General features: G+C 73.2%; 20 protein-coding genes. 12 read left to right on the top strand and 8 right to left on the bottom strand.

Annotated elements, in window-relative coordinates; all coding sequences use genetic code 11:
- The first annotated feature begins 72 nt into the window (after nt 1-72).
- A complete protein-coding gene (locus tag IE180_RS02350) occupies nt 73-1425 on the top strand; it encodes a M14 family metallopeptidase (RefSeq protein ID WP_190155024.1) in 1353 nt (450 codons plus the stop codon).
- Between the two features lie 62 nt (nt 1426-1487).
- Here IE180_RS02350 and IE180_RS02355 read toward each other — a convergent pair whose 3' ends face one another.
- Genes IE180_RS02355 through IE180_RS02365 form a run of 3 tightly spaced genes read right to left on the bottom strand, consistent with a single transcriptional unit; the run spans nt 1488 to nt 3684 of the window.
- Nucleotides 1488-1898: a RidA family protein gene (locus tag IE180_RS02355; RefSeq protein ID WP_190155025.1), complete on the bottom strand. Its 411-nt coding sequence runs from the start codon at nt 1896-1898 to the stop codon at nt 1488-1490.
- Nucleotides 1895-2656, bottom strand: coding sequence for an IclR family transcriptional regulator (locus IE180_RS02360; RefSeq protein WP_190155026.1), 762 nt, complete (start codon nt 2654-2656; stop codon nt 1895-1897). The genes IE180_RS02355 and IE180_RS02360 overlap by 4 nt, the downstream gene beginning before the upstream one ends.
- Entirely contained in the window at nt 2653-3684 is a 1032-nt protein-coding gene (locus tag IE180_RS02365) for a sugar kinase (RefSeq protein WP_190155214.1), read from the bottom strand. Before IE180_RS02365 ends, IE180_RS02360 begins: the two co-directional genes overlap by 4 nt.
- Before the next feature lie 333 nt (nt 3685-4017).
- On the opposite strand from IE180_RS02365, the gene IE180_RS02370 reads away from it, so the two are divergent.
- Nucleotides 4018-5283, top strand: a complete 1266-nt coding sequence (locus tag IE180_RS02370; protein ID WP_190155027.1) for an alanine racemase — start codon at nt 4018-4020, stop codon at nt 5281-5283.
- Nucleotides 5284-5313: 30 nt separating this feature from the next.
- On the top strand, nt 5314-6888 hold the full coding sequence (locus IE180_RS02375; RefSeq protein WP_229860246.1) for an N-acyl-D-amino-acid deacylase family protein: 1575 nt from the start codon (nt 5314-5316) through the stop codon (nt 6886-6888).
- A gap of 63 nt (nt 6889-6951) precedes the next feature.
- On the opposite strand, the gene mptB is transcribed toward IE180_RS02375, so the two are convergent.
- Genes mptB through IE180_RS02390 form a run of 3 tightly spaced genes read right to left on the bottom strand, consistent with a single transcriptional unit; the run spans nt 6952 to nt 11282 of the window.
- Nucleotides 6952-8358, bottom strand: a complete 1407-nt coding sequence (gene mptB, locus IE180_RS02380) for a polyprenol phosphomannose-dependent alpha 1,6 mannosyltransferase MptB (RefSeq protein WP_190155029.1) — start codon at nt 8356-8358, stop codon at nt 6952-6954.
- A 27-nt stretch (nt 8359-8385) separates the two neighbouring features.
- Nucleotides 8386-10845: a bifunctional polysaccharide deacetylase/glycosyltransferase family 2 protein gene (locus IE180_RS02385; protein WP_308434348.1), complete on the bottom strand. Its 2460-nt coding sequence runs from the start codon at nt 10843-10845 to the stop codon at nt 8386-8388.
- On the bottom strand, nt 10842-11282 hold the full coding sequence (locus IE180_RS02390; protein WP_190155030.1) for a hypothetical protein: 441 nt from the start codon (nt 11280-11282) through the stop codon (nt 10842-10844). Before IE180_RS02390 ends, IE180_RS02385 begins: the two co-directional genes overlap by 4 nt.
- Before the next feature lie 138 nt (nt 11283-11420).
- On the opposite strand from IE180_RS02390, the gene IE180_RS02395 reads away from it, so the two are divergent.
- The 7 genes from IE180_RS02395 to IE180_RS02425 all read left to right on the top strand — a co-directional run bounded on the left by IE180_RS02395 (nt 11421) and on the right by IE180_RS02425 (nt 18895).
- Nucleotides 11421-12632 carry a pyridoxal phosphate-dependent aminotransferase gene (locus IE180_RS02395; protein WP_190155031.1) on the top strand — a complete coding sequence of 404 codons (1212 nt, stop codon included), beginning with the start codon at nt 11421-11423 and terminating at the stop codon, nt 12630-12632.
- An 85-nt stretch (nt 12633-12717) separates the two neighbouring features.
- On the top strand, nt 12718-13110 hold the full coding sequence (locus IE180_RS02400; protein WP_190155032.1) for an SCO4983 family protein: 393 nt from the start codon (nt 12718-12720) through the stop codon (nt 13108-13110).
- Between the two features lie 129 nt (nt 13111-13239).
- Nucleotides 13240-14376, top strand: a complete 1137-nt coding sequence (locus IE180_RS02405; RefSeq protein WP_190155033.1) for a hypothetical protein — start codon at nt 13240-13242, stop codon at nt 14374-14376.
- Nucleotides 14377-14480: 104 nt separating this feature from the next.
- A complete protein-coding gene (locus tag IE180_RS02410) occupies nt 14481-15668 on the top strand; it encodes a toxic anion resistance protein (RefSeq protein ID WP_190155034.1) in 1188 nt (395 codons plus the stop codon).
- A complete protein-coding gene (locus IE180_RS02415; RefSeq protein ID WP_229860247.1) occupies nt 15665-17407 on the top strand; it encodes a substrate-binding and vWA domain-containing protein in 1743 nt (580 codons plus the stop codon). The genes IE180_RS02410 and IE180_RS02415 overlap by 4 nt, the downstream gene beginning before the upstream one ends.
- Nucleotides 17394-17984, top strand: coding sequence for a hypothetical protein (locus tag IE180_RS02420; protein WP_190155035.1), 591 nt, complete (start codon nt 17394-17396; stop codon nt 17982-17984). Before IE180_RS02415 ends, IE180_RS02420 begins: the two co-directional genes overlap by 14 nt.
- A 17-nt stretch (nt 17985-18001) precedes the next feature.
- A complete protein-coding gene (locus tag IE180_RS02425) occupies nt 18002-18895 on the top strand; it encodes a poly-gamma-glutamate hydrolase family protein (protein WP_190155036.1) in 894 nt (297 codons plus the stop codon).
- A 124-nt stretch (nt 18896-19019) separates the two neighbouring features.
- Here IE180_RS02425 and IE180_RS02430 read toward each other — a convergent pair whose 3' ends face one another.
- Nucleotides 19020-20843 (bottom strand): phosphoenolpyruvate carboxykinase (GTP), encoded by a 1824-nt coding sequence (locus IE180_RS02430; RefSeq protein WP_190155037.1) that lies wholly within the window; start codon nt 20841-20843, stop codon nt 19020-19022.
- A gap of 197 nt (nt 20844-21040) precedes the next feature.
- Between IE180_RS02430 and trhA the strand changes: the two genes are divergently transcribed.
- Both trhA and IE180_RS02440 read left to right on the top strand, forming a co-directional pair.
- Nucleotides 21041-21727: a PAQR family membrane homeostasis protein TrhA gene (trhA, locus tag IE180_RS02435; RefSeq protein WP_190155038.1), complete on the top strand. Its 687-nt coding sequence runs from the start codon at nt 21041-21043 to the stop codon at nt 21725-21727.
- Nucleotides 21728-21771: 44 nt separating this feature from the next.
- A complete protein-coding gene (locus IE180_RS02440; protein WP_229860248.1) occupies nt 21772-22362 on the top strand; it encodes an acyl-CoA-like ligand-binding transcription factor in 591 nt (196 codons plus the stop codon).
- On the opposite strand, the gene IE180_RS02445 is transcribed toward IE180_RS02440, so the two are convergent.
- Entirely contained in the window at nt 22328-23347 is a 1020-nt protein-coding gene (locus tag IE180_RS02445) for a glycoside hydrolase family 26 protein (protein WP_190155040.1), read from the bottom strand. The two genes, IE180_RS02440 and IE180_RS02445, sit on opposite strands and share 35 nt — an antisense overlap.
- Between the last annotated feature and the right edge of the window lies 1 nt (nt 23348).

The following is a 23348-nucleotide window of genomic DNA, read 5'->3' on the forward strand; positions in this document are numbered from 1 at the left end:
CCGGGCCGTCATGCGTCCGGACACCCGCACGGCTCGGTCGCACTCCCCCACACTCCCCACCCAGGAGACAGCATGCGACGTCCCCTCCGCGGCAGAAGGTCCGCCACCCTCGCGGCCCTCGTGGCGTTCGCCCTCGCGGCGCCCCTCTCCGCGCTCACCACACCCGCCGGGGCCGACCCGGCGCCGACCGCCGCCCGTATCGCCTCCGGCGCGGAGGAGGTGATCCGGCAGTACGAGATCGCCGGACCCTCCACCGTCGCCGCCCGCACCGCGCTGGCCGCCACCGGCGTCTCGGTCGACGAGGTCGACGCCCGCTCGGTCGTCGTCAGCGCCAACACCGAACAGCTCGCCCGGCTCAAGGCCCTCGGCTACGCGCCGGTCGCCCTGCCCGGCCCGCCCGACCGCTCCACCGCGGCCGACAAGACGGCCGGCCCGCTCGACTTCCCCTCCGCCGACGCGAAGTACCACACCTACGCGGAGATGAACGCGGAGATCGACCAGCGCCTCGCCGCCCACCCGTCCATCATGAGCAAGCGGGTCATCGGCAAGACGTACCAGGGCCGCGACATCGTCGCCATCAAGGTCAGCGACAACGTCGGCACGGACGAGGCCGAGCCCGAGGTCCTCTTCACCCACCACCAGCACGCCCGCGAGCACCTCACCGTCGAGATGGCGCTCTACCTGCTGCGCGAACTCGGCGCGGGCTACGGCACCGACGCCCGCATCACGAACATGGTGAACGGCCGCGAGATCTGGATCGTCCCGGACCTCAACCCGGACGGCGGCGAGTACGACATCGCGAGCGGCTCCTACCGCAGCTGGCGCAAGAACCGGCAGCCCAACGCCAACTCCTCCTACATCGGCACCGACCTCAACCGGAACTGGGACTACAAGTGGGGCTGCTGCGGCGGCTCCTCCGGCACCAAGAGCTCCGAGACCTACCGGGGCGCGGCGCCCGAGTCCGCCCCCGAGGTGAAGGTCGTCGCCGACTTCGTGCGCTCCCGGGTGGTCGGCGGCAAGCAGCAGATCACGGCGGCCATCGACTTCCACACGTACAGCGAACTGGTCCTCTGGCCCTTCGGCTGGACCACGGCGAACACCACCACCGGCATGACCCAGGACGACCGCGACGCCTTCGCGACCGTCGGCGGCAAGATGGCCGCGAGCAACGGCTACACGCCCGAGCAGTCCAGCGACCTGTACATCACGGACGGCTCGATCGACGACTACCTGTGGGGCGCGCACAAGATCTTCGCGTACACCTTCGAGATGTACCCGTCGTCGGGCGGCGGCGGCTTCTACCCGCCCGACGAGGTCATCGAACGCGAGACGAGCCGCAACCGCGACGCCGTCCTCCAGCTCCTGGAGAACGCGGACTGCATGTACCGCTCGATCGGCAAGCAGGCGCAGTACTGCGCGGCCTGACGACCCGTGGGCGAAGGGGTGCCCCGGCCGGCGGCCGGGGCACCCCCGCGTCCGGTCCCGCCTCAGTCCAGGACGGCGAGCGCGTCGATCTCGACGAGGAGGCCGGGCGGGAGGCCGACGTAGACCGTGGTGCGGGCGGCGGCGGGGGCCTTGAGCTCCTGCTCCTCGAAGTACTCGTCGTAGATCTCGTTCATCTCGGCGAAGTGGTCCACGTCGGTGAGGTAGACGCGCATCATCATCACGTCGTCCCAGCCCGCGCCGCCCTCCTCCAGGACCGCCTTGACGTTGGCGAAGGTCTGCAGGGTCTGCTCGCGCAGGGTCGGTCCCGCGACCGTCGGCGCCCGGCCCTCGACGGCGGGCAGGAAGCCGACCTGGCCGGCGACCTGGAGGACGTTCCCCTTCCGCACGCCGTGCGAGAACCTCGCGGGCGGGGCGGTGTGGGTGGCGGGGGTGATCGCGGTCTTCTCGCTCATGCGGTGTCCTTCGTAGCGGGCTTGCCGGAGTACTCGCGGCTGATGGCGTCGGCGGTGCCGCGCACCTCCGGGAGGAGGGTGAGGAGTTCCTCCGCGGTGACGACCACGTTGGGCGCCGAGACCGACAGGGCGGCGACGACCCGCCCGTCCGCGCCCCGGACGGGCGCGCCGACGCAGTTGATGGACTCCTCGTGGCCGCCGAGATCGGTGGCCCACCCCTGCGCGCGCACGGTCGCCAGCTCCTTGAGGAAGGCGGCGGCGTTCGGCGTCGAGCGGGGCGTGTACGGGGGGTAGTCGAGCTTCGCGGCGACGGCGCGCCGCTCCGGCTCGGGCAGATCGGCGAGGAGCAGTTTGGCGACGGCGGCGACGGTGATCGCGACGGGCTTGCCGATGCGCGAGTACATGCGGACCGGGTAACGGCTCTCCACCTTGTCGATGTAGACGACCTCGCCCTCCTCGTACACGGCGAGGTGGACCGTGTGCCCGGTCCGCTCGTTGAGGGCGAGGAGGTACGGGTGGGCGATCTCGCGGACGTCGAGGTTCTCGACGGCCTCCTGGGCGAGCGCGAAGAGACGGGCGCCGAGGCGGTAGCGCTGGTCCTGCTGCCGGTGGACGAGACCGTGCTCGTGGAGGGTGCGCAGCAGCCGCAGGGCCGTGGACTTGTGGACGCCGAGCCGCTCGGCGACCTGCCCGAGGTCGGCGGGCCCCTGGGCGAGCAGCGGCAGGATGCTGAGCGCCCGGTCGACGGTCTGGCTCATGGCGTACGTACCTCCTGGTCGTCCCCCGTCCAGCCGGGGCCGAGGTGAAGTGTGCCCCAGGCCGCACCGTCGAGCGCGACCAGCCGGTCGGCGCGGCCCCGGCGGGCGGGCCGCGCCAGATCACCCGGCACGGTGAGCACGGCGGCGGCCGCGAGGTGCCCGTGGCGCAGCCGCGCGGTCATGCCGAGCCCGCGGAGGGTCCCGGAGAGGAACCCGGCGGCGAAGGCGTCCCCGGCGCCGACGGGGGAGACGACGGTGACGCGGGGGGCGGGGACGGGGGTGACGGTGTCGCGCCCGCGTACGGCCCCCGGCCGTGTCCCCGAACGCCGGACGGGCCGCGTCCCGGCCGCGCGGCGTTCGAACGCCACCGCCCCCTCCCCGCCCCGCTTCACCACGAGCACCGCCGGCTCCGCCAGCACCTCCCGGACCGCGGCCGGATCCCCGCAGCCCCACAGCGCCGCCGCTTCGTCCGCGCCCACGAAGACGACGTCCGCCCGGCGTGCGAGCTCCAGCAGTACGGCGGAGGCGTCGCCGTCCCGCCACAGCCCCGGCCGGTGGTTCACGTCGAACGAGACGAGCGGCCGTCCGGGCCGTGGCGCGGTGAGGTCCCGCATCAGCGCCAGGCAGTCCGCGGACAGTGCGGCGGTGATGCCGGTGAGGTGGAGGATCCGGGCGTCGGCGACGGAGTCGTACGGGACGGTGGCGGGCGACATGGCCGAGGCGGCGGACCCGGCCCGGTAGTAGACGACCTCGTGGGCGTCGGTCGCCCGGTCCTCGTCGGTGCGGAAGTAGACGCCGGTCGGCCGGTGCGGGTCGCGGCCGACGGCGCCGACGTCGACCCCGTACCCCGCGATCGTGTCGACGAGGTGGTCGCCGAAGCCGTCGCGGCCGACGCGGCCGACCCAGCGGACGCGGTGTCCGGCGGCGGCGAGGACGCAGGCGACGTTGGACTCGGCGCCGCCGATCGCGCGGGTGAAGGAGGGGACGTCGGCGAGGCGGCCGGCCCGGGAGGGCAGGAAGGCGACCATGGACTCGCCGAGGCAGACGAGGTCGGGACGGAGGACGTCGGAACCGAGGACGTCCGATCGGAGGGCGCCGGGACCGGGGACACCGGACCGGAGGACGCCGGACCGGAGGGCGTCGGACCGGGGGGCGTCGGACCGGGGGACGTCGGTGCCGACGGCGTCCGGGGTCGCGACGGCGTCCGGGGCCGCGGACGGGGACGCGGATCCGCTCACGATCGGGCTCCCTCCGCCTCGTACGGGTCCATTGACCCGGCCTCGGCCCGGATGTTAGACAGCCGTGAGCACCATGCGCAATGAGCGTTGCACATCCCGCAACGCCCACAACGAGGAGGCCTCATGCCCGACCTGGCGAACGAGCGCGTCGACCACCGCTTCAAGGCCCTGCCCCCGGACGCCGAGGGCCTGACCGTCGGCGAGCTCTCCGCCCAGCGGCGCAACCTCTTCACCGGCGGCTTCACCACCCCCGTCCTCGCCCTCTCCGCCGAGTCCGTCGAGCACAACCTGCGCCTCCTGGAGACCTACGCCGAGCGCCACGGCCTCGCCTTCGCCCCGCACGGCAAGACCTCCATGGCCCCCCAGCTCTTCGACCGGCAGCTGGAGCACGGCGCCTGGGGCATCACCGCCGCCGTCCCCCACCAGGCCCGCGTCTACCGCGCGCATGGCATCTCCCGGATCTTCCTGGCCAACGAGGTCGTCGACCCGGTCGCCCTGCGCTGGCTCGCCGCCGAGCTGGACGCCGACCCGGAGTTCCGCCTGATCTGCTACGTCGACTCCGTGCGCGGCGTCGATCTGATGGACGAGGCCCTGCGCGCGGCCGGCGCGTCCCGCCCCGTGGACGTGGTCGTCGAGCTCGCCGCCGGGGCGACCGGGCGTACGGGCGTGCGGACGGAGACGGAGTGCGCGGCCGTCGCCGACGCGGTCGCGGCCGCCCCCGCCCTGCGGCTCGTCGGCGTCGCCGGCTACGAGGGCACGATGCCCGGTGCCGACGCCGACTCGGTGCGCGCGTGGCTGCACCGGCTCGTCGGGCTCGCGGCCGACTTCGACGGGGCGGGCCGCTTCGACCCCGCCCTCGGCGAGATCGTGGTGAGCGCGGGCGGCAGCGAGTGGTTCGACACGGTCGCCGAGGTCTTCGCGGAGATCCCCGGCCTCTCCCTCCCCGTCCTGAAGCTGCTGCGCTCCGGCGCGTACGTCTCGCACGACGACGGCCAGTACCGCGACCGCACCCCCTTCAACCGGGTTCCCGAGGAGGGCGCGCTGCACCCCGCGTTCCGGCTCTGGTCGCAGGTCGTCTCCCGTCCCACCTCCGAGCAGGCCTTCACCAACGCGGGCAAGCGGGACGCCGCCCACGACCTGCACCTTCCCGAGGCGCAGGTGGTCCGCGACGCCCGCACGGGTGAGATCCGCGCCGCCGAGGGCATCACCGTGACGGGCCTCTCCGACCAGCACGCCTGGCTCCGCACCGAACCGGACGCGGGCCTGGAGGTCGGCGACTGGGTGGGAATGGGCCTGTCGCACCCCTGCACGATCTTCGACAAGTGGCAGCTGATCCCGCTCGTCGAGGCGGACGGCACGGTGGTCGACCACATCCGCACGTTCTTCTAGGACTTCCGGCAGCGAGGGAGCGCCAGGGTGATGGATCTCGTCTTCCGCGACGCGGAGGTCGTCGACGGCAGCGGCGGCGACTCCTACCGGGCCGACGTCGGGATCGGGGACGGCCGGATCGTCTCGATCGTCAAGGAGGCCGCGGCGGCCGGCTGCCAGCGTCCGACCGCCCGGCGCGTCCTGGACGCCGAGGGCCTCGTCCTGGCGCCCGGTTTCATCGACATGCACGCCCACAGCGACCTCGCGCTGCTCCGGGACCCGGACCACAGCGCGAAGGCCGCGCAGGGCGTGACCCTCGAAGTCCTGGGCCAGGACGGACTGTCGTACGCCCCCGTCGACGACCGCACGCTCGCGGAGGTCCGCCGGGCGATCACCGGCTGGAACGGCGACGGCTCCGACGTCGACCTCGACTGGCGCACGGTCGGCGAGTACCTGGACCGGCTGGACGCGGGGATCGCCGTGAACGCCGCGTACCTCGTCCCGCAGGGCACGGTCCGGATGTACGCGATGGGCTGGGAGGACCGCCCGGCGACGGCGGCCGAGCTCGACCGCATGCGGCGGCTCGTGGCCGAGGGCATGGAGCAGGGCGCGGTCGGCATGTCCTCCGGCCTCACCTACACCCCCGGGATGTACGCGCCGGACTCCGAGCTCACCGAGCTGTGCCGGGTCGTGGCGGAGTACGGCGGCTACTACTGCCCGCACCACCGCTCGTACGGCGCGGGGGCGCTCCGCGCGTACGAGGAGACGGTGGCGCTCGCCCGCGAGGCCGGCTGCGCCCTCCACCTGGCCCACGCCACCATGAACTTCGACGTGAACGAGGGCCGCGCCCCGGAGCTCCTGGCCCTCCTCGACGCGGCCCTCGACGCGGGCGCCGACATCAGCCTCGACACGTACCCCTACACCCCCGGCAGCACGACCCTGCTCGCGCTGCTCCCGAGCTGGGCGGGCGAGGGCGGCCCCGACGCGACCCTGGAACGCCTCCGCGACCCGGCCACGGCGGAACGGATCCGGCACCACCTGGAGGAACTCGGCTCGGACGGCTGCCACGGGGTGCCGGTCGACTGGTCGACGATCGAGATCGCGGGCGTCACGGACCCGGCCCTGGCGGACCTGGTGGGCAGCCGCGTGGACGACTGGCGGGCCGCCCGCCGACTCCTCGTCGACGACCGCCTGGGCACGACGATCCTCCAGCACGTGGGCCACGAGGAGAACGTCCGGACGATCATGCGCCACCGGGTGCACACGGGCGGTTCGGACGGCATCCTCCACGGCCTCAAGCCGCACCCGCGCGCGTACGGCACGTTCCCGGAGTACCTGGGGCGGTACGTGCGCGAGCTCGGCGTCCTCTCGCTGGAGGAGTGCGTCGCCCACCTCACCTCCCGCCCGGCCGCCCGCCTCCGCCTCCCGGACCGGGGCCTGGTGAAGGAGGGCCACGTGGCGGACCTGGTCCTCTTCGACCCGACGACGATCGCGTCGGGCGCGACGTACGAGAACCCCAGAACCCTCCCGGTGGGCATCCCGCACGTCCTGATCGACGGCAAGTTCGTCATGGAGGACGGGAAGAGGACGGACGTGCTGGCGGGCAGGTCGATCCGCCGCTCTTGACGGGGTGCGGGCACCCGTTCCGCAGGGCGGAACGGGCGGCGCCCCGGAACGGCGCCCGGACTCCTACCGCCCGGCAACCACGAGAACGGCCTCCTCCGGGGCGCCGCTCCCCCACGGCTCCCGCCGCACCCACACGAGCCCGAGCGCCAGCACCGCACCCGCCAGCACGAACCCGTACCACGGCGTGTGCCCCGACGGCTGGGTCTCGTGGACGAGCGCCGCCGAGGCGACCGCCAGCACCTGTCCCGCCCGCCCCCTCCAGGCGACCGCCCCCACGACGACCGTCCCCCACAGCAGGTACCAGGGCTGGACCATCGGCGAGAGCACGACGAGCGCGACCAGCGAGAGCCCCAGCCCGAGGACGGGGTCGAGACGGCCCCGGTACGCCCGCCACGCGAGCGCCGCGATGACCGCGAGGGCGAGGGCGAGCCCCAGCTTCTGCACGACGGCCTTGACCGGGTCCGGGGCTCCGAGGAGCACGCCCAGTCCCAGACCCAGGTCGCTCGTCACGGACAGCGGCGTGTGGATGGCCGCGGCCACGCTCTGCGTCCGCACCCACCCGAACCCGGTCCCCGCCAGGACCGACGCCCCCGCCGCCACCGCCCCCGCGACGGCCCCGGGCAGGACGAGGCCCTTCACGAGCCCCCGCACGCCGCCCCCGCGCGCCACCGTCACCCCGATGAAGAGCAGGGCCACGGCCGCCGGGGACTTCACCATCATCGCGAAGCCGACGAGGACGGAGCCGAGCACCCACCGCCCGCGCGTGGCGAGCAGGACGCCGCCGAGCATGAGGCCGATCATCAGTCCGTCGTTGTGCACGCCTCCGACGACGTGGACGAGGAGCAGCGGGTTGAGCGCGGCGAGCCAGAGGGCGCCCCCGCCGCCGCCGAACCCCCGCACCGCCCACACGATCAGCGCGAGCGCGCCGAGGGCGATCAGCCGCATGCCGAGGACGGCGGGCACGATCGCCCCGCCGGTCGCCTTCACGACGGCCGCGGCGAGGAGCAGGAAGGCGGGCCCGTACGGCGCGGGGGTGTCGGTCCAGTTCCCGCCGACGCTGGCGGCCGCGTCGGCCCCGAGGTCGCCGGGGGCGAGGACGGAGGGCCCGGCCCCGTACACGTCGTGGCCCGACAGGACCATCGCGCCCTGGGCGACGTAGCTGTAGACGTCGGCACTGTGCAGCGGCGGGGCGAGGAGCAGCGGCGCGGTCCAGCAGGCGAGGGTGGCGAGGACCCCGTCCCGCAGGCCGCGGGCGAGGAGGACGCCGTAGCGCCACCAGGCGGCGACGAGCAGGGTCAGGCCGAGGTACGCGAGGACGGCTCCGGCGACGGTGAGCGCGGAGCCGCGCGGCTGCCACAGCGGCCCGCCGCCGAGGACCGGAAGGGAGCCGGCCGCGTAGCCGCCGACGGTGACGGCGAGCGATCCGCCCGCACCCAGCCACCGGCATCCGGAGGCACTGAAAACCCACATGGGCGGACAACCTACCCGGCGGTCCGCTCAGCGGCTCACGACGGCCGTCCGCTCCAGGGTCTCGGTGGCGGTGCCCGTCCGCTGCATCCGGTGCCAGCGCAGCCGGCTGCCGAGGAGCGCGGTGACCACGGACTGGACGACGACCAGGTACATCAGCTGGCGGTAGACGACGATCTGCAGGGGGAGGGTCCAGATCGGCTCGAACCGCTCGCGGTCGAGGCGGAGCGCGTACACCGCCGTGCCGACCTGCACCGCCGTGAAGCCGAGCCATACGCCCAGGGCCTGTCCGGGGTCCTGGAAGAGGAGGCCGTAGACGGCGAAGACGTCGACCAGCGGGGCGAGCAGCGGCAGCACGGTCTGGAAGACCAGCAGGTAGAGGAGGCCGCGGCGGCCGAGCTTGCCGGACTGCCCGCCCTCGACGACGGCCCTGCGGTGCTTCCACATGGCCTGGAGGGTGCCGTAGCACCACCGGTAGCGCTGCTTCCAGAGCTGCCGGACCGTGGAGGGGGCCTCCGTCCAGGCGATGGCGGACTCCTCGTAGACGACACGCCAGCCGGCCCGGCACAGTGCCATCGTGAGGTCGGTGTCCTCGGCGAGGGTGTCCTCGCTGACCCCGCCGACGCCGGCGAGCGCGTCCCGGCGGAAGGCGCCGATGGCGCCGGGGACGGTGGGCATGCACTCCAGGACGTCGTACATGCGGCGGTCGAGGTTGAAGCCGATCACGTACTCCAAGTGCTGCCACCGGCCGAGGACGCCCTGCCGGTTGCCGACCTTGGTGTTGCCGCTGACCGCGCCGACGCGGGGGTCGGCGAGCGGCTGGACCAGGCGGCGTACGGCGTCCGGTTCGAAGACGGTGTCACCGTCGATCATCACGATGATGTCGTGGTGGGCCCAGGCGAGACCGGTGTTGAGTGCGGCGGCCTTGCCCGCGTTGGGCTGGCGCACCACCATCACGCGCGGGTCGTCGATGGACTCGGCGATCTCGAAGGTCCGGTCGGAGGAGCCGTCGTCGATGACGACGACCTGGATCGCCTCGTACGTGGAGGCGAGCAGGGAGCGGACGGTCGCCTCGATCCCGGCCTCCTCGTTGTACGCGGGGACGAGGATCGAGACCGGGCCGGTGACGGGAGGCATCCGGGGCGCGCCCCGACGGCGCCTCGACCGGGTGCGGCGGACGTGGACCCGGGCGACGCCGAGGAGGAGGGCGAGCCGGACGGCGGTGATGACGCCGGCCACGACGAGGAGCCAGGTCATGGCGTCGGCGAAGCCCCGGGACGCGTTCTGGGCCTGGACGAACGCGGCGCCCTTCCATTCGGCGAACGCCGAGACGTCGTACGTGGCGCCGGTGAGGCCGAGGGCCTGGCCGACGGAGGTGTGGCGGGTGGCGCCGCTGGGGTGGGCGAGGAGCTTCTCGGTCTCGTCGACGGCCTGCGGGGAGCCGGTGAACTGGAGGACGGACCTCCCGTCGGCGGCGACCAGGACGTAGCCGGACTCGGCGGCCCTGCGGCCGGCCTCCCACTGGCCGGTGCAGAACGTCGCCAGGGTCGTGGTGTGCGGGAGCCGCAGCAGACGGGTACCGAGGCCGGTGCTCGCGCCGAGCGCGTTCTGCGTGAAGGAGAGCTCCAGGTCGGCGCGGGTGTCCGAGACCTGGGCGAGGTCGACGTCGGTGTACGTGTGCGAGCCGAGCTCGTGGCCGTCGACGACGATGCGGCGGACGAGGTCGGGGTGGGCGGCGGCCTCGGAGCCGGTGAGGAAGAAGGTCGCCTTCGCGTGGTGGGCGGCGAGGACGTCGAGCAGCCGCGGGGTCCAGTCGGGGCTCGGTCCGCCGTCGTAGGTCAGGGCGACGGTGCCGTCGGGCGGGGTCGCGCTGCGGACGGTGCCGTCCTGGCCCACCTGGACGACGGGGCCTTCGCCCCGGGTCTCGGGGGCGGTGGGGCAGTGGGCCTGCGGCGCGCCGGTGGCGGCTATCTCGTGGCGGCCGTAGCCGGCGAAGACGAGGGCGGTGGCGGCCACGAGGAGGACCAGGCAGAGCATGGCCCAGTGCGCGCGGGGGTCCCGGCGCAGCGCGTGCCGCGTCCGGGGGCCGCCGGGCGGCGTGGGGGCGGCGACGCGCGCGGGGGGCGCGACCGGCGCGTCGTGCGGGGGGTCCGGCACGTACTCGGCGTGCGGCTCGGCCCCGGCGTACGGCTCGGCCCCGGCGTGCGCCTCGGGTCCCCCGAAAGGACCGGTACCGGCGGCGTACCCCTCGTGCTCCCCATACGGCCCGGGCTGCACGGAGGAACCGGCTCCGGCGTACGGATCGGGCGCAGACCCGGGGTACGGCTCGGGCGCGGGCCCCGCGTACGGCTCGTACGGGTACGGATACGGCTCCGGGGCTTCGTACGCCTGCCCGTGTCCCGGCGCCCCGGCCCCCGTGTGGCCGTACGCGTGCCCGGAACCCTGTCCGTACGGGTCGGTCGGGTCGTACCCGTACCCGGCGCCCGTCACCTCGGCCGCTTCGTGGCGCCCGGCGCCTGGTCGGACCTGCCCGGCTTGCCGTCGGCGGTGGCCGCCGGGGCGGAGGCCGTGGCGGCCGGGGCGGAGGTGGTGGCGGTGGGCGACGGGGCCTCGGTCGTGGTCTTCGCCGTGGGGGTGGCCGAGGCCTCGGGGGGCGTCGTGGTGGCGCGCGGGGCGGCCGTCCGCTCGGGCTCGTCGGCCGGGGCCCCGGACCGGGTGGGATCCGGCTGGATGAGCGCGGGCGCGTCGTGCTGCTCGTCACCCGACCAGGGCAGCGGGCCTCCTGCCGGTCCTGCGCCGAAGGAGCCGGCGACGACGATCCCGAGGAAGCCGAGGCACGCCACGCCCACTCCGGCAGCGGCCCACCGCACCTTGCGGCCCCGTCTTCCCGAGGCGTCGACGAAGACGCTGTTGTCCTGGTGGCTCATGTGCGGGCATTGTAGGGAGCACGACACCGTCGTGCGAGTCCACACACATTCCGGACAGGCTTCCTCCACGAGGCACAGAACGTCCGACGTGTCCCAAAACACTCGGCGTCCCGGCCGGGCCCGCCGTAAGCTCTCGTCATGCAGGTGATCCAGTCCACGAAGCTCGCCAACGTCTGTTACGAAATCCGGGGCCCGGTGCTCGAAGAGGCGATGCGGCTTGAGGCCGCGGGTCATCGCATCCTCAAGCTGAACACGGGCAATCCGGCCGCTTTCGGCTTCGAGTGTCCGCCCGCGATCCTCGAGGACGTGCTCCGCAACCTCTCCGAGGCGCACGGCTACGGCGACGCGAAGGGGCTGCTCTCGGCCCGCCGGGCGGTGATGAGCCACTACGAGACCAGGGGCATCCCGCTCTCCGTCGAGGACATCTACCTCGGGAACGGCGTCTCGGAGCTGATCCAGATGTCGATGCAGGCGCTGCTCGACGACGGTGACGAGGTCCTCGTCCCGGCCCCGGACTATCCGCTGTGGACCGCCTCGGTCTCGCTCGCGGGCGGTACGGCGGTGCACTACCGCTGCGACGAGCAGGCGGACTGGATGCCGGACCTCGCGGACATCGAGCGGAAGATCACCGACCGCACCAAGGCGATCGTGATCATCAACCCGAACAACCCGACGGGCGCCGTCTACGACGACGAGATGCTGCGCTCGCTGACGGAGATCGCCCGGCGGCACGGCCTGGTCGTCTGCTCGGACGAGATCTACGACAAGATCCTCTACGACGGCACCACGCACACGCCGACCGCGGCGATCGCCCCCGACCTCCTCGTCCTCACCTTCAACGGGATGAGCAAGAACTACCGGGTGGCCGGTTTCCGCTCGGGCTGGCTCGCGGTCTGCGGCCCGAAGCACCACGCGTCCTCGTACATCGAGGGCCTCACGATCCTCGCCAACATGCGCCTCTGCGCGAACATGCCGGCGCAGCACGCGGTGGCCGCCGCGCTCCAGGGCCGGCAGTCGATCGAGGACCTGGTGCTGCCGGGCGGGCGGCTGCTCGAACAGCGGGACACGGCGTACGAGCTGCTGACGCAGATCCCGGGTGTGACGTGCGTGAAGCCGAAGGGCGCGCTGTACCTCTTCCCGCGCCTCGACCCGAACGTCTACAAGATCAAGGACGACCGGCAGATGGTCCTGGACCTGCTGCGGGCCGAGAAGATCATGGTCGTGCACGGAACGGGCTTCAACTGGCACGAGCCCGACCACTTCCGGATCGTCACGCTGCCGGCGGCCGCGGACCTGGCGGACGCGGTGACCCGGATCGGACGCTTCCTGGACGGGTACAGCCAGCCCTGACCCCGTCCCGAACTCCGGACGACGCTCAACTTTAGATCGAATCCAAGCTAGGATGGCCTTCAGAGCACCTCAGGAGGCCGTCCCCATGTACGAACCGATCCGCACCAAGTCGGTCCACCGGATGGCCGACGACGCCCAGGACGCGTACCCGCACCGCTCCCGCGAGGAGGAGCTGGACATCCAGCTCGCCGGACACCTCGCCGCCCTGCTCGCCGTCACCGACGAGCTGGGCGACACGGAGGCCGGCGAGCTGATCGCCCGGCAGGTGGCGCGGCTGCGCGGCGCGCCGCCCGCCCGGCACGCCGGGCTGAGCGGTTCGTCCGCGCGGGACCTGCACCGCAAGGCGCACGCCCTCGCGGGCCGCGCGCTGGTCGTCGCCGCCTCCCGGGCCGACACGGCCGCCGCGATCCTCGCCGCCGAGCGCATGGACGCGCACACCGCGGCGCTGGCCGGGGACACCCTGGTCACCGCCCCCTGACGGCCCCGGTCCGCGTGGCACGAACCACGCGGACCGGGCGCCACCCACCCTCCCCGACCGGGGGACCCCGCTCCGGTTCGGTACCGGGATCGCTCCTTCACCCCCCGTACACCCGGCACCCCCTGGAATGTGGGTTTCCGCGAGCACGCTGCCCGCGTGAGACGCATCCTGGGAATCGTCCTGGCCGTCCTGCTCCTCGGCGGCGTGGCCGCCGTCCTCGTGACGGGCGGCGACAAGGACACGGGCACGGCAACGAAGACCGTGCGAGGAGTCATCGGATCGGAGAAGGCCGAGTTCTTCGCCGATCCGCAGGTGGTGAAGGCCCTGGCCGCCAAGGGCTTCACCGTGGGAACCGAGACCTCCGGGTCCTGGGACATGGAGGAACTGCCCCTCGACGGCTACGACTTCGCCTTCCCGTCCTCCAAGGGGCCGGCCGACGAACTGCGCGCGAAGGCGCAGAAGCAGGCGAAGGACAAGGCGGCGAGCGCCCCGCTGCGCCCCTTCTACTCGCCCCTCGTGATCGTCGCGCACAGCGCCGCCGCCCGGGTCCTCGCCGACAACGGCCTGGCGACCCTCGGCCCGCGCGGCACGAGCGGCACCCTGAAGATGGGCGCCTACCTCGCGGCGGCCCGCGCCGACCGGACCTGGCAGCAGCTGAAGGGTTCCGCGGGGCACGCCGAGCTGAGCGGCACCCTCTTCATCACCTCCACCGACCCGGTCGCCTCCAACTCCGGCGCCCTCTACCTCGCCGCCGCGAGCTACGTCGCCGACGGCGGGCGGGTCGCGGGCGACGAGGCGGCCGTCACCCGCACGGCACCGCTCATGCGCAAGCTGGTCCAGGTGCAGGGCGCCCAGCAGTCCGGTTCGGACGCGCCCTTCCGGGACTTCATCAGCGGCGTCGGCAACCCGCTCGTCCTCGTGTACGAGTCGCAGGTCGCCTCCCAGCTGCTCGCCGGGCGGCCCATGGGCGACCTCGTCGTCCTCTACCCGGACACCACGGTCAACAGCGACCACACCCTCGTACCGCTCACCGAGAACGGCCGGAAGCTCGGCGAACTCCTCTCCACCGACCCCGAGTTGCGCAAGCTCGCGGTCCGTCACGGCTTCCGCCCGCAGGGCGCTGCGGGCGAGTTCACCACCGCGACCGACGGTCACACCGAGTACCTCAACCAGACGCTGACCGGCGTCCGCCAGGCTCCCGTGCCCACCAGCGAGGTGCTGCACGAGATGGCGCTGCGGGCCCGCGACCAGGGGGGCCGCGCATGACCACTCCCGACGACCCGAGAAGAACGACCGACCCGAGAACGACCGACCCGAGCACGCCCCGGCCGAGCACGCCCCGGCCGAGCACGAGCGACCCGAGAAGGACGATGGCCCTGACACCGCCCGAGCAGGACGCTCCGCTCGTCCTCACCCCGCCCGAGCCCGTGCCCGCCGTCCGCGCCGAGCAGGCCTCCGGCCTGGTGCCGCTGGACGAGTCGGTCCGTACGGAGATGGCCCGCCGGGCCGAGGAGTACGTCGGCTCGCTGTCCGGGCTCGACCCGCGCTCCCCCGAGTTCGCCGGCCGGATCGGCGAGATCGCGGCGCTCGGCGCGGGCGAGATGCGCTCCGCCGCGCAGCAGTCGAACCGGATGCTGGACCGCACGATCCGCTCCCTCGGCGAGGGCGCGGGCGGCGGCGACGCGCAGACCCGGGTCGGCTCGTCCCTCGTCGAACTGCGGCGCACGGTCGAGGACCTGGACCCCCGCGGCACCCCGGCCAGGGGCCTCAAGGGACTGATCTCGAAGCTCCCGGGCGGCAACAGGCTGCGCGACCACGTCGCCACGTACGCCTCCTCGCAGGCCACGTTGAACCGGATCGTCGGTTCGCTGCGCGGCGGCCAGGACGAACTGCGCCGCGACAACGCCGCGTTGCAGACCGAGCGGGCGCGGCTGTGGGAGACCATGGGCAAGCTCCAGGAGTACGCGGTGCTCACCGACGCGCTCGACGCGGCCGTGGAGGAGCGCATCGCCCTCACCCCGGATCCGGTCCGGGCGGACGCGCTGCGCGCCGACGTCCTCTTCCCGGTCCGGCAGAAGCACCAGGACCTCCTCACCCAGCTCGCCGTCTGCGCCCAGGGGTACCTGGCGATGGACGTGGTCCGCCGGAACAACGACGAGCTGATCAAGGGCGCGGACCGGGCGGCGACGACGACCCTGTCGGCGCTGCGGATCGCGGTCATGCTCGCCTCCGCGCTGGAGAACCAGCGGAAGGTCACCGAGCAGGTGAACGTTCTGCGCTCGACGACCGAGGACCTGATCCGGGGCAACGCCGAGATGCTGGCGACGCAGGCCGGCGAGATCCAGCGGATCGCCGCCGATCCGGCGGTGGGCGCCGAGACGCTCCGCACGGCCTTCCAGCAGATCTACCGGACGCTCGACGCCATCGACACGTACAAGGTGCGGGCCACGGAGTCGATGGCGGCGACCGTCGAGTCGCTCACGGCCGAACTCCGGGAGGCGAGCGCCCACCTGGACCGCAGCCGCCGCACCGGCGCCCTCGAAGGCGGTCTCGGATGAACCACAACCCCGCCCGCCCGGTCGCGGACCGGACCGCCCCGGGGGCGGCCCGTCGCGTCACCGCCCGGCTGCGCCGCACGACCGCCGGCACCGTCGCCCGCCTCGCGGGCGACCGGAACGACCGGAGCGGCTCCCGCGACACGACCGCCGCACCCACGACCCGCCGCACGGCCGCCGCCCGCGCCGCCACCGCCGTCCTCGCGATCGCGCTCCTCGCCACCGCCTGCTCCGGCGGTGACGGCGGTGGCGGCGGCGAGCGCCCCGACCAGCACGGCACGGAGTACAGGACCGGCACCCTCCGGGTCCTCGCCTCCTCCGAACTGGCCGACATGGGCCCGATCCTCGACGAGGCCGCCGAGGCGACCGGGATCACCGTCCGCCCCACCTACGCCGGCACCCTGGACGCCGTCGAACGCATCGCGTCCGGCGAGGCGGACAAGGGCTACGACGCGGTGTGGCTGTCCTCCAACGACTACCTCCGGCTGCGCCCGGACACGGCGAGGAGGATCACCGACGAGACCCCGATCATGACGTCGCCGGTGGCGCTCGGGGTGCGGCCCGCCACCGTCGCCCGGCTCGGCTGGGACCCGGCGAAGGTGACCTGGTCGCAGCTGCACCGGGCGGTCGCCGACGGGAGGCTGACGTACGGCATGACGGACCCGAAGCGCTCCAACTCCGGTTTCTCCGCGCTCGTCTCGGTCGCCTCGGGCCTCTCCGGCGCCCAGTCGGCCCTCACCGAGCAGGACGTCACGAAGGCCGCCCCGCGCCTGAAGGAGTTCTTCAGCGGGCAGAAGCTGACCTCGGGCTCCTCCGGCTGGCTGGCCACGGCCTACGCCCGCCGCACCGACGTCGACGCGCTGGTGAACTACGAGTCCGTGCTGCTGTCCGCGCCCGAGAAGCTGACCGTGATCCGGCCGTCCGACGGCGTCGTGACCGCCGACTACCCGTTCACCCTGCTCACCTCCGCCCGCCCCGAGGCGAAGGCGGCGGCGGACCGTCTCACCGCGTACCTCCGCAGCCCGGACGCCCAGCGGCGGATCACCGCGACGACCCTGCGCCGCCCGGTGGTCGCCGGGGTCCGCCCGGCCTCGGCGCTCGCCCGGGACCAGCGCCGCGAGCTGCCGTTCCCGGGCAGCCGGGCGGTCGCCGACGGTCTGCTCGACGCGTACGACAACACCCTGCGCCGGCCCTCCCGCACGGTCTACGTGCTCGACACCTCCGGCTCCATGGGCGGCGAGCGGCTCGACCGGCTGAAGTCCGCGCTCGTCGAGCTGACCGGTGACTTCCGGGACCGGGAGGAGGTGACCCTGATGCCCTTCGGCTCCTCGGTGAAGCAGGACGAGGTCCGTACGCACACGGTCGACCCGGCCTCGCCGAAGGCCGCGCTCGACGCGATCCGCGCGGACTCCCGGCGGCTCTCGGCCTCCGGCGGCACGGCCGTCTACTCCAGCCTCCAGGAGGCGTACCGCTTCCTGGGCAGGGCGCCGTCCGACAGCTTCACCTCGATCGTCCTGATGACGGACGGGGAGAACACCGACGGCGACCCGGCGACGGCCTTCGACGCCTTCTACCGCTCCCTCCCGGCCGGGCAGCAGCGCACCCCGGTCTTCCCGGTCCTCTTCGGGGACTCCGACCGGGGCGAGCTCGACCACATCGCGGGTCTGACCGGCGGGAAGCTCTTCGACGCGACCCGGGGCTCGCTCGACGGCGCCTTCGAGGAGATCCGTGGGTACCAGTAGCCGCCTGCTCGGGTACGTCGAGTCCCGCAAGAACCTCACCGGCAGCGTCTGCGGCCTGGCCGGCGTCGGGATCGCCCTCACCGGCGCGGCGGGCGGGCTCTGGCCGCTGGTGATCGCGGGGCTGTACGCGGCGGGGGCCCTGATCGCCCCGCCCGAACGCCCCGACACCCCGCGCTTCCCTGACGCGGACGAGCAACTCGACGCCCTGCGGGCCGACTTCGCGACCCTGCGCTCCTACCTGGCCGAGGTGGAGCTGCCGTCGGCCGCGCGGGACCGCCTCACCGAGCTGGACGCCCTGGTCGAGGCGCTGCTCGAACCGGGGTGGGTGAGCGACCCCGAGCACCTGCACGTCCTCGCCCGCGCGGTGCGGCAGGACGTCCCGGAGGCCGTCGACACCTTCGTGCGGACGCGGTGGTGGTCGCGGGTCGCGCCCGGCACGGAGCCGCCGGAGCGGCACCTGGAGCGCCAGCTGTCGGTGCTGCACGAGGAGGTGTCCGGCATCGCCACCGCGCTCCGGCAGGCGGAGGCGATCCGCCAGGAGATCCACACCCGGTACCTGGAGGAGCGCGGAACGTGATCGGTTATGTTCCGCGCATGACACCTTCTGAACGCGTCACGTCCCGCCGCACGGTCCTGACGGCCCTCGCCGCCGCCGCTGCCGCCGGCACCCCCCTCGTCGGCCAGCTGGCCGCCGCCGCCCCGGCGTTCGCCGAGGACACCGAGTACGCCAGCAACACCGCCCTGTACCAGGACCCGAAGCTGGTCGAGGGCACCGCGTACAGCCGCCGCTACCGCCGCCACGAGAAGTTCGACCTGAAACAGGGCGAGAAGTACGACTTCCCGCGCACGGCGATCCTCGCCCTGCACGGTGGCGGCATCGAGATCGGCACCAGCGAACTCGCCCTGGGCATCGCCGGCTACAGCCCGGGTGACGCCGCCGGCGCGCCGGTCCTGCCGGCCACGTACGACTACTGGATGTTCGAGGGCCTGCTCTCCAGCGGCAACACGGCGCTGCACGTCACCTCGAAGAACTGCGACGACCACGTCGCCCTGTCCCTCGCCAGGAGCCACCTCAACGTGCTGTCGCTGCACGGCTGCACGTTCGACCAGATCAAGCTGCCCGCGTCCGAGTTCCCGGCAACCGGCAACCGCGCCGTCGCCGTCGTCGGCGGGCTCAACCCCGCCTTCCGCACGGCCCTGGTGACCGAGATCAAGAACGCGGGGTTCCAGGCGGTCGACGCCTACGACCCCAAGTACTCCTCGACGCTCGCCGACTTCAACGGCAGCCACGTCACCAATCCGTGCAACCTCACGATGCTCGGCAAGGGCGCCCAGATCGAGATGACCACCGAGCTGCGCCAGAGCCTCTTCGACGACTACTCGTCCCGCTCCGCCCGTGCGGCCACCTGGAACGGCGAGTTCGTGAAGTTCCGTGACGCCTGCCGTCGCGCGATCGCCACCGTCGAGGCCGGCCAGCCCGTCCTGTAGCCGGACGTGCGCCGGCCCCCGGAGCCTGAGGGGGCTCCGGGGGCCGGTTGCGTCGTGATGGACCGTCGTGACCCCACTGGTCAGGGCGGTGTTTCGGGGCAGCCCACCACGAGTTCGGGAGGGACTAGCCGAGGCGCTCCACGAGGGCGTGGTACTCGTCCCACAGTTCCTTCGGCGTGTGGTCGCCGAAGGTGTTCAGGTGGTCGGGGACGAGGGCGGCCTCTTCGCGCCACACGTCGCGGTCGACCTTGAGGAGGAACTCCAGGTCCTCGGCCGGCAGGTCCAGGCCCTCGGTGTCGAGGGACTCGGCGGTCGGCAGGATGCCGATCGGGGTCTCGACGCCCTCGGCCCTGCCGTCGAGGCGCTCGACGATCCACTTCAGGACGCGGCTGTTCTCGCCGAAGCCGGGCCAGACGAACTTGCCGGCGTCGTTCTTGCGGAACCAGTTCACGTAGTAGATCTTCGGCAGCTTCGACGCGTCGGCGTCCTTGCCCACCTTGACCCAGTGGGCCATGTAGTCGCCCATGTTGTAGCCGCAGAAGGGCAGCATGGCGAAGGGGTCGCGGCGCAGCTCGCCGACCTTGCCCTCGGCGGCGGCGGTCTTCTCGGAGGCGACGTTCGCGCCGAGGAAGACGCCGTGGTTCCAGTCGAAGGACTCGGTGACCAGCGGGACGGCGGAGGCGCGGCGGCCGCCGAAGAGGATCGCGGAGATCGGGACGCCCTTGGGGTCCTCCCACTCGGGGGCGATCGTCGGGCACTGGCCGGCCGGGACGGTGAAGCGGGCGTTCGGGTGGGCGGCCGGGGTCTCGGACTCCGGCGTCCAGTCGTTGCCCTTCCAGTCGACGAGGTGCGCGGGCGCCTCCTCGGTCATGCCCTCCCACCACACGTCGCCGTCGTCGGTGAGCGCGACGTTCGTGAAGACGGAGTTGCCCCACAGGGTCTTCATGGCGTTGGCGTTGGTGTGCTCGCCGGTGCCGGGCGCGACGCCGAAGAAGCCGGCCTCGGGGTTGATCGCGTAGAGGCGGCCGTCCTCGCCGAAGCGCATCCAGGCGATGTCGTCGCCGATGGTCTCGACCGTCCAGCCGGGGACCGTGGGCTCCAGCATGGCGAGGTTGGTCTTGCCGCAGGCGGACGGGAAGGCGGCGGCGACGTACTTGGCCTCGCCCTGCGGCGGCGTCAGCTTGAGGATGAGCATGTGCTCGGCCAGCCAGCCCTCGTCGCGCGCCATGACGGACGCGATGCGCAGGGCGTAGCACTTCTTGCCGAGCAGGGCGTTGCCGCCGTAGCCGGAGCCGTAGGACCAGATCTCGCGGGTCTCGGGGAAGTGCGAGATGTACTTGGTGGAGTTGCACGGCCACGGCACGTCCTCCTGGCCCTCCTCCAGGGGGGCGCCGAGGGTGTGGACGGCCTTGACGAAGAAGCCGTCGGTGCCGAGCTCGTCGAGGACGGCCTGTCCCATGCGGGTCATGGTGCGCATGGAGACGGCGACGTACGCGGAGTCGGTGATCTCGACGCCGATGGCGGAGAGCGGGGAGCCGACGGGGCCCATGCAGAAGGGCACGACGTACATGGTGCGGCCGCGCATGGAGCCGCGGAAGATGCCCTTCTCGCCGGCGAAGATCTCCTTCATCTCCGCGGGGGCCTTCCAGTGGTTGGTCGGGCCCGCGTCCTCCTCCTTCTCGGAGCAGATGAAGGTCCGGTCCTCGACGCGCGCGACGTCGGACGGGTCGGAGGCGGCGTAGTACGAGTTCGGGCGCTTGACCGGGTCGAGCTTCTTGAAGGTCCCCTTGGCGACGAGCTCCTCGCACAGGCGCTCGTACTCGGCCTCGGATCCGTCGCACCAGACGATGTTGTCCGGCTGGGTGATCTCGGCGATCTCGTTCACCCAGGAGACGAGCTCCTGGTGCTGGGTCGGGACGTCGGTGGGAGCCGCGTTGTCGCGCGCCACGATTGCTCCTTGAAGAGGGGTTTTTTAGATGTATGCCCCGTGGGGGCCGCGACCCGGATGCTTCGTAGCTGCTCATCCGGTGCCGACCGCACTCATTTGATCATCCGATGGATACGCCCATATGTCCAGGGGGGTGCACATGTGAGCATCGCCACTCATGTCCGGTACCTACGGGGGCGTAGCTAGGATTCGTTCCCATGACTGCAGCCACGCCGGAAGTGCCCCCGACCGAGCGCGCCCTGCCGCTCCCGACGAAGCCCCGGCTCAGGGGATGGCTGCACGCGGGCATGTTCCCCGCGGTGGTCGTCGCGGGCCTCGTCCTCGTCGCGCTCTCCGACTCGCCCCGCGCCCGCGTCGCCTGCGGGATCTACGTCCTCACCGCCTGCCTGCTCTTCGGCATCAGCGCGCTGTACCACCGCGGCGACTGGGGTCCGCGCGGCGAGGCCGTGCTCCGGCGCCTCGACCACGCCAACATCTTCCTGATCATCGCGGGCACTTACACCCCGCTCACCCTGCTGCTGCTCCCCGACTCCACGGCGAAGCCGCTCATGTGGGCGGTCTGGGGCGCGGCCGCCGCCGGCATCGCCTTCCGCGTCTTCTGGGTCGGCGCCCCTCGCTGGCTGTACACGCCCTGCTACATCGCGATGGGCTGGGCCGCCGTCTTCTTCCTGCCCGACTTCATGCGCGCGGGCGGCGTCGCCGTCCTCGTCCTCGTCGTCGTCGGCGGACTGCTCTACAGCGCGGGCGGCGTCATCTACGGCATCAAGCGGCCGAACCCCTCGCCGCGCTGGTTCGGCTTCCACGAGGTCTTCCACTTGCTGACCCTGGCGGCCTTCATCGTCCACTACGTCGGCATCTCGCTGGTGGCGTACCAGCACGCCTGACCGGCCCGCCCGGCCGGCCCGCCCGGCCTGGGACAATGAGGGCCATGAGCCTGCGCGAACGGAAGAAGGCGAAGACCCGCGCGGCGATCCGGAAGGCCACCTACCGGCTCGCCGCCGAGCAGGGCTGGGACGCCGCCACCACCGAGCGCATCGCCGAGGCCGCCGAGGTCTCCCCCTCCACCGTCGTGCGCTACTTCCCGGTCCGGGAGGACATCCTCCTCACCGCCGAGAACGACGAGGAGCTCGAGGCCCGGCTGCGCGCCCGCCCCGCCGGCGAGGAACCCCTCGCCTCGCTCCGGGCGGTCGTCCTCGAAGCCGTCCGCGCCGCCCTCGCCGAGGAGCCCGAGGAGACCCGGCTGCGCGCCCGCCTCATGGCGGAGATCCCCGCCGTCCGCGCCCGGCTCACCGAGACGACCGCGGTCACCGGCCGTCGCCTCGCCGGCGCGATCGCCGACCGCACCGGCCGGGACGCGGACGACCTGGAGGTGCGGGTCTTCACGGCGGCGGCCCTCGGCGCCCTGCGCGAGGCCGCCGTCTACTGGGCCGAGCACGACGGGGCCGACGACCTCGTCGACCTCCTCGACCGCGCGGTCGACGCCCTCAGGGGCGGCCCGGCGCTCCCAGCGCGGCCCTGACGATCCGCGCCGACTCCGGGTTGTCGGCGCACTCCCACACTCCGTGCGGGCAGTAGTCGGTGACGGTCTGGTAGACGGGCCGGTGCTCCGCGAACCAGTCCAGCATCCCCCGCACGTAGGCCGGGTTGTCCCCGTTCCTGAAGAGCCCCCACTCCGGGTACGAGACGGGCTTGCCGTGCGCCGCGGCGAAGCGCACGTGGTGCGCGAGCCCGTACTCCTCGTCCACCTGTTCCTCGAAGGAGAGCCCGGCGGGCTGGTCGTAGGCGTCCATCCCGATGATGTCCACCACGTCGTCGCCCGGGTAGCAGTGCGGCCAGGGGATCGCGTCGAGCCCCCGGCTCGGCGTGAAGTCGAAGCGGAACCGCTGCCCCGGCACGCCCCGCAACACCCCCACCGCCCTCCGCCAGTACGCCTTCCAGGCCGTCGGGTCCGGCCCGCAGCGATGGCCGTACGTGGTGCCGTTCATCTCCCAGCCGAGCACCAGGACCGCGTCGCCGAGCCCGTGCTCCACGAGCCGCTCCCCCAGGGTCCGGAAGTGCCCGTCGTACGCCCCGTCCGCGCCCCGCCGCAGCCCGGCCCGCACCTCGGCGTCCGGAAGGCCGGCCTCGTTGCGGTCGAGCATCGGCACGTTCAGCACGAAGAGCCGCCCCGGCCGCTCCGCCCTCCAGCGCGCCCAGGGCCCGAAGAGCGCCGGATGCCCCTCGATGTTGGACCAGCGGTCGCCCGGCAGATAGGTGTGGCCGACGGTCAGGGAGTCGCCGCCGAGCCAGGCCTGCACCTGCGCGATCCGCCGCACCCCGGCCTCGTCGGAGCCGGTGAAGAACCCCGACGGGACGTCCGGCAGCGGCTGTTGCCCGGGCGCGGTCCCGGCGTGCCGGCCGCCCGGCACGAGCCGGTCGGGCAGCAGGAGGAGTACGACGACGGCCGCGAGCAGCACGGTCAGTGCTGCCCGCGGCCAGGTGAACCGGGCGGGGAGGCGGCTCACG

Source organism: Streptomyces litmocidini (genome assembly GCF_014649755.1).
Taxonomy (GTDB): Bacteria; Actinomycetota; Actinomycetes; order Streptomycetales; family Streptomycetaceae; genus Streptomyces; species Streptomyces litmocidini.

Bases quoted from the DNA above. Each gene is read 5' to 3' on its own strand.
- IE180_RS02350 (WP_190155024.1), top strand. From the start codon at position 73: ATGCGACGTCCCCTCCGCGGCAGAAGGTCCGCCACCCTCGCGGCCCTC.
- IE180_RS02355 (WP_190155025.1), bottom strand. From the start codon at position 1,898: ATGAGCGAGAAGACCGCGATCACCCCCGCCACCCACACCGCCCCGCCC.
- IE180_RS02360 (WP_190155026.1), bottom strand. From the start codon at position 2,656: ATGAGCCAGACCGTCGACCGGGCGCTCAGCATCCTGCCGCTGCTCGCC.
- IE180_RS02365 (WP_190155214.1), bottom strand. From the start codon at position 3,684: ATGGTCGCCTTCCTGCCCTCCCGGGCCGGCCGCCTCGCCGACGTCCCC.
- IE180_RS02370 (WP_190155027.1), top strand. From the start codon at position 4,018: ATGCCCGACCTGGCGAACGAGCGCGTCGACCACCGCTTCAAGGCCCTG.
- IE180_RS02375 (WP_229860246.1), top strand. From the start codon at position 5,314: ATGGATCTCGTCTTCCGCGACGCGGAGGTCGTCGACGGCAGCGGCGGC.
- mptB (WP_190155029.1), bottom strand. From the start codon at position 8,358: ATGTGGGTTTTCAGTGCCTCCGGATGCCGGTGGCTGGGTGCGGGCGGA.
- IE180_RS02390 (WP_190155030.1), bottom strand. From the start codon at position 11,282: ATGAGCCACCAGGACAACAGCGTCTTCGTCGACGCCTCGGGAAGACGG.
- IE180_RS02395 (WP_190155031.1), top strand. From the start codon at position 11,421: ATGCAGGTGATCCAGTCCACGAAGCTCGCCAACGTCTGTTACGAAATC.
- IE180_RS02400 (WP_190155032.1), top strand. From the start codon at position 12,718: ATGTACGAACCGATCCGCACCAAGTCGGTCCACCGGATGGCCGACGAC.
- IE180_RS02410 (WP_190155034.1), top strand. From the start codon at position 14,481: ATGGCCCTGACACCGCCCGAGCAGGACGCTCCGCTCGTCCTCACCCCG.
- IE180_RS02415 (WP_229860247.1), top strand. From the start codon at position 15,665: ATGAACCACAACCCCGCCCGCCCGGTCGCGGACCGGACCGCCCCGGGG.
- IE180_RS02425 (WP_190155036.1), top strand. From the start codon at position 18,002: ATGACACCTTCTGAACGCGTCACGTCCCGCCGCACGGTCCTGACGGCC.
- trhA (WP_190155038.1), top strand. From the start codon at position 21,041: ATGACTGCAGCCACGCCGGAAGTGCCCCCGACCGAGCGCGCCCTGCCG.
- IE180_RS02440 (WP_229860248.1), top strand. From the start codon at position 21,772: ATGAGCCTGCGCGAACGGAAGAAGGCGAAGACCCGCGCGGCGATCCGG.